At 33.5% G+C, this 4,655-nt stretch carries 5 protein-coding genes; 2 read left to right on the top strand and 3 right to left on the bottom strand.

Annotated elements, in window-relative coordinates; translation table 11 throughout:
* The coding region (locus HOG71_06055) for a hypothetical protein (GenBank protein MBT5990398.1) at positions 1-592 on the bottom strand (592 nt) is incomplete at its 3' end.
* A gap of 597 nt (positions 593-1,189) precedes the next feature.
* Here HOG71_06055 and HOG71_06050 point away from each other — a divergent pair.
* Positions 1,190-1,843: a hypothetical protein gene (locus HOG71_06050; GenBank protein MBT5990397.1), complete on the top strand. Its 654-nt coding sequence runs from the start codon at positions 1,190-1,192 to the stop codon at positions 1,841-1,843.
* Positions 1,844-1,927: 84 nt separating this feature from the next.
* Here the strand turns inward: HOG71_06050 and rpmA are convergent, their stop codons facing one another.
* The gene (rpmA, locus tag HOG71_06045; protein MBT5990396.1) at positions 1,928-2,191 is read right to left on the bottom strand and encodes a 50S ribosomal protein L27; all 264 of its coding nucleotides are present in this window, start codon (positions 2,189-2,191) and stop codon (positions 1,928-1,930) included.
* Between the two features lie 5 nt (positions 2,192-2,196).
* Complete coding sequence (rplU, locus tag HOG71_06040) at positions 2,197-2,508, bottom strand: 50S ribosomal protein L21 (protein MBT5990395.1); 312 nt, start codon at positions 2,506-2,508, stop codon at positions 2,197-2,199.
* Positions 2,509-2,699: 191 nt separating this feature from the next.
* On the opposite strand from rplU, the gene HOG71_06035 reads away from it, so the two are divergent.
* Positions 2,700-4,655, top strand: a 1,956-nt coding sequence (locus HOG71_06035) for a hypothetical protein (protein MBT5990394.1), incomplete at its 3' end; no start/stop codon positions are given.

Genomic DNA, 4,655 nt, shown 5'->3' with positions numbered 1-4,655 from the left:
AGGGATTTTTTTCCAGTGGAAATATCTCCTCCCTTACAGCATCATTTACAAGCTTGCGCAATACCTTTAAATTTGAGTGAACAGTATTGATGCTGTTGCTCAACTTATTTTTTAAATAGGATTCATAATCTTTCAGGAATGAAACGGTGATTTCATCGAACGTTAAATCCTGACCCTTTAAATAAACTTTAAGTTTTGTCAATACTGAATCATATTTTGCTAATGTGCCAATCTTCTCATTATTCTTTAAAACTTGAATATTCTTTTCAGCATACTTAATAAAGCTCTCGGATGTTCTGCCTAGAATTGCATCTTTAAGCTTGCGTGGAGAACTATACCTGGAATTGGTTTCCAAATCCAAGGCTACACCTTCGGCATCTGCAACTCTTTTTGCAATGTAGTTATTTAACCTTTGAGAATTAGGATGGTTCTTCCTGACTTTGCATTTATCTGGATCCCAGTTATCCTTATGTACTCTGACTCCCAAAGCAATATACTTTGATTTACGGTCTTTAATGATCCGTAACCAAATAGGTACTTCACCTTTTTTGTTGATTTTTCCCTCATTAAAAATTACAGCTACTGTTGACATAACTTATTGATTTTGTTACACAAAGATACAATTAAATTCTATTTTTTGGTAAAACAATTGGTAAAACATTTGGTATTTTTACTTGTTTTAAATTGCACTAAAATACATGTAGTGAAAACGTATGTATTTGATTATCTGCTTATTAAATGCAATACAATGCAAAGGAATGCAATGGGTAGAGTCCTGCTGGGCCCACAAAGTTAATCAAACCCTTGGGATGCTATCTCAGGGGTTTTTGTTTTTATGCTCCGCACTTGCCTACTGGTTTAAGTTTTCAACTTAAACCTTATGAATCCCATCCTGTTTGTAGTCTGCAGAAAGGGTGTTGAGGCAAGGGACTACAAACAACCCAATAATCTCGCAGTTAACTCCATAATATTACATTCAATCTATTATTTCAATAGGCTATTTGTCTTGTTGATATAATTGAAACCAAAATACTATCTGATAATTTTGACATGATTTTCTGAACAGCTCCGTAGTCCCCTCCTCACAAAAACCTTACTACAGACTACGGAGAGGTAGTTACTTATGTTTCATTTAGTTTTTGTAATTTCACATGCAGAAAAATTTCTCTAACTAACAATTACTCAGAAAATGTGCTTTTCAGCAGGAGCAAGTTTTATAAGTGGTGCTATTATTTCTTCAGTAGGAGTTGCATGCATAGCAAAAGTTAAAAAACCAACACAAGTAGTATTTGCAATTATTCCTTTGCTTTTTGGTGTGCAACAAATAACAGAAGGTGTAGTTTGGTTAGCACTCCCAAGTCCAGATCTTGAAATTTTACAAAAATTTGCGACCTATGCATTTCTTCTATTTGCTCAAATAATCTGGCCAACCATAATTCCATTGTCAGTGCTTAATATGGAAGAAAATCAAAAAAGAAAAAAGCCTTTGAAAATACTTTTATTTACTGGAATGGCTGTTTCGTTGTACTTCACTTTTTGCCTATTATTTTTCAATGTATACCCTCAAATTAAAAGCTATCACATTATATATGCAACTGATTTCCCTCAAGCATTAAAACATGTAGTATTCTCCTTTTATCTCATTGCCACTATTACTCCATTTTTCATATCAAGTAATAGGCGTATGTACTATTTCGGTTCACTGATGTTTTTGTCCTGTGCAGTTACAGCAATAGTCTATTTTGAACACCTTACATCTGTTTGGTGCTTTTTTGCAGCATTATTGAGTGTAACGATAGTGTTTATACTTAGAAGTACAAACAGGAAGTTAGCATTGGAGTAGATTACTATTTTCAAAATATTTCTACATAAAAAAAAGCCTTACCACAATATGCAGTAAGGCTTGTATATTTTAAAAATTTAATTTCTAATTGTTCTCAGCAGGAATTACAGAAATAAAAGACTTATTGTCCTTTCTTTTTCTGAAGGCAACAACACCAGCTACTTTAGCAAAAATTGTATGATCTTTTCCTAAACCTACATTTTCTCCAGGATGATGTCTTGTTCCTCTTTGACGTACAATAATATTTCCGGCTTTCACTACTTGCCCACCAAAAATTTTAATACCTAAGCGTTTACTATGTGATTCGCGTCCGTTCGATGAACTACCCGCACCTTTCTTATGTGCCATAATTTTTAGTTTTTAATTTCAGTAATCTGAATTTTTGATAATAATTGTCTGTGACCGTTCTTCACTCTATAACCCTTACGTCTCTTCTTTTTGAAAACGATCACTTTTTCACCTTTCATCTGCTCAACAATAGTGGCAGTAACCTTTGCACCTTTAATACTAGGTGTTCCAATTTTTACCTTACCATCATTATCTGAAAGAAGAACTTTGCTAAATTCAATTGAATCTCCAGCTTTTCCCTCAACCTGATTCACTAACAGTGTTTGGTCTTTTTCAACCTTATACTGATGTCCTGTTATGTCTACTATTGCGTACATGTTTTTTTCTTTAGGGGGTGCAAATATAAATATACTTCTTTGATTGTTTAAATTAATTTAAAAAGTTTTTCAATCTAATTCATTAGCAACTAACCTGTAAGGAATGTTAATTCAATTAATCCTATAAGAGAAATCAATTAATCTTTAGATTGCTAATATTTATCGATATTTGATTGCGTAAGCTCCTATGCATGATTTACGAAAAACAAAAATTCCCATTTCGCACTTTACTAATTCTTATAGTTGTTGCTATTATTGCCTATTGGCCCATTTCTTTCATGAATAGTTGTTTGAAATGGGACATGATAGATGTCGTACTTCCCTTTCGCTATTTTGCTGGTGAATGCTGGAATGAAGGTATACTTCCACTTTGGAATCCCTACCAGCAAATGGGCTATCCTATTTATGCCGACATGCAATGTCCGAGTTGGTATCCTGAAACAATATTAGTAGGAATATTTTCTGGCTACACCAATTACACTTTACACTTCTTATTCATTATCTATCTTGTTATCGGAGGCTGGGGTGTCTATAATCTGGCAAAATATTTTGGCACAAATGAGCAAGCTTCCTTAATAAGTGGAATTGCATTTATCCTCTCCGGATTTTTTGTTGGACATGCTCAGGCATTATTTGCATTGATATCTGCGGTATGGATTCCCTACATTTTGCTAAACTATTTTCGATTTAATGAAGAAGGCAAAATCCGGCATGTGATAAAAGCATCTATTTTTATGTTTTTGCTCATATCAAATGGCTATCAAACATTCACCATAATTCTTTCCTATGTATTGCTTGCCATTTTATTCTACTTCTTGCTACGAGAGTTACGGTTAATGAACTGGAGAAATATTGGAAAACACATTGGTTTAAATTTTCTATTTCTTGTATTTACGCTGCTTTTAAGTTCTGTTAGTATTATCTCGATCATTCAAATGCAGGGGCTAACCGAAATTGCTGATGGAATAAGTTTGCAAAGTGCATTAATTAATCCCCTTACTCCACAGTCATTGGTTTCCCTCCTTATTCCATTTGCTACTGTTAAAAATCCGAGTTTTTTTAACACCGATTTATCAATGGCTAATATTTACATCGGCTTAATTATGCTGATTTTTTCGATCAGCTTCCTATTAAGAAAAAACAAGATTAAATACTGGCTGATATTATTACTTTCCTTGTTTTGCTTGCTCGCATCATTTGGCGAATACCTTCCGATTCGAAAGTTCTTATATGACTATTTCCCCTTAATGAATCTATTCAGGTTTCCATCTTATTTTAGTTATTTTACTCAATTGGCTTTTCTGATTTTCGCAGGACTAGGACTAAGTCGATTTTTAAAATCGCCTGAAACAGAAAAAAAGAAATTGTTTTGGATTAGTATGCCTATTCTTATTGTCCTGCTTTTCTCAATTGCATGGTCATCTTTCCAAATAGAAATAAGAGACTTTTCATTTATACATATCTCTCAGAATTTCCATGAAACACTTGGCAAGTCAACATTTTGGGAACATGTGTTACTACATTCTCTGATACAATTAGTCTTTCTATCCTTATTCATTTTACTAATTCATGCTAATCATTTGCTCAAGTTGCGATTAATAATGCTTCTAATCGTCCTCGAAATGATCGTTTCAGTTCAGTTGAATATATTTTACATAGGTGTATCACACAAAAGACCAAAAGCACTCAAAGAACATATCGAACAATTACCACAAGGATTTCCTATTCCACATGGAGAAATTATTAATCAGAATGATGGAAGTCGTGTTTTCCTCCCCATTTGGAGAAACACAGGCATTTTTCATAAAGAAATCCATTACAATGCTTTCAGTTCATTTTGGCTTAAAAGTTATAATGAATTGTTTGAAAAACATCCAAACCTAAGCAAGGCTTCACTCAACAATGAATTGGTCTTTTTGACTGATCAGGTATTTCCAATGGATTCGTTAGTCGATTCGTTAGTTACCTTAACTGATCACAAAAAAATCTTTATCAAAGACTATCTAGATGATAACAAAAGTCAGACTTCAGATGGTGATACTGCTTTTATTACTTCATTTTCACCAAATCGGATAGAAATTAAGGTAAACTCCAAAAGCCCACAATTCCTATGTTTACTGCAAAGCTATTATCCCGGCTGGACTGTT

It is taken from the genome of Bacteroidota bacterium, from assembly GCA_018698135.1.
In the GTDB taxonomy this organism is placed as follows: Bacteria; Bacteroidota; Bacteroidia; order CAILMK01; family JAAYUY01; genus JABINZ01.
Note: the sequence above shows the minus strand (reverse complement) of the source record. Positions and strands in the feature narration are given on the sequence as shown.

Bases quoted from the DNA above. Each gene is read 5' to 3' on its own strand.
- HOG71_06050 (MBT5990397.1), top strand. From the start codon at position 1,190: ATGTGCTTTTCAGCAGGAGCAAGTTTTATAAGTGGTGCTATTATTTCT.
- rpmA (MBT5990396.1), bottom strand. From the start codon at position 2,191: ATGGCACATAAGAAAGGTGCGGGTAGTTCATCGAACGGACGCGAATCA.
- rplU (MBT5990395.1), bottom strand. From the start codon at position 2,508: ATGTACGCAATAGTAGACATAACAGGACATCAGTATAAGGTTGAAAAA.